The 676-nt window shown below is 59.6% G+C and carries 1 protein-coding gene; it reads left to right on the top strand.

The genetic code is table 11. From position 1 onward, the window contains the following. Positions 1-82 precede the first annotated feature (82 nt). On the top strand, positions 83-676 hold a 594-nt coding region (locus tag NW819_RS12215; RefSeq protein ID WP_414413905.1), incomplete at its 3' end, for a PhoD-like phosphatase N-terminal domain-containing protein.

Genomic DNA, 676 nt, shown 5'->3' with positions numbered 1-676 from the left:
GGGCAAAAGTGCTTGACTAAAAAGGCGATTGGCCTTTGTTGCGGATCCCTTTACATTTGCCTGTGTCCCTGAGGTGGGCCCTATGAGTTCCCTGCGTTCCCGTCGCTTTTTCCTGCAGTTGCTGATGTTTGGAGGTGGGGCAGCTGCCCTGGCTGCCTGTGGGGGCACCTCCAGTTCCTCCATTCCCCCCCTGGGAGAGCCCGGGTTCCCTCAAGGGGTATTTGCCGGGGATCCCACCTCGGAAGGGGCGGTGCTTTCCACGCGGGTGATCCCGGCCAGTGCAACAGACACGGTTGCGGTGACGTTGCAGGTGGCTGAGAATTCCGAGTTCAACCCCATTTCGCAACAAGTTTCGCTTACTGCTCGCCGTGTGGCGGGCCGCAACTACCGCACTGATCCAGGCGACTACATTGCTCGTGCCGTCGTCACTGGGCTAAGGCCAGCGCAGCGCTACTTCTACCGGTTTGTCAGCGAGGGGTTTACCAGCCCTGTAGGCCAGTTTCGCACCCTGCCAGCTCCTGGGGATGGACGACCCATTCGCTTCTTACACATCAGTTGTGCCAACGAGCCTCCCTTTCCTATTGGGGCAGCCATGCTGGCAGAAGTCAGCCGCGGCGATATCGATTTCATCTCCTTTAACGGCGACACTGTCTACGCCGATCGCTTCTGGCTGGGG

This window comes from Synechococcus sp. R8-2 (assembly GCF_047461715.1).
In the GTDB taxonomy this organism is placed as follows: domain Bacteria; phylum Cyanobacteriota; class Cyanobacteriia; order Thermostichales; family Thermostichaceae; genus Thermostichus.
The sequence above is the reverse complement of the archived record's forward strand: the minus strand, read 5'-3'. Positions and strand labels throughout refer to the sequence as shown.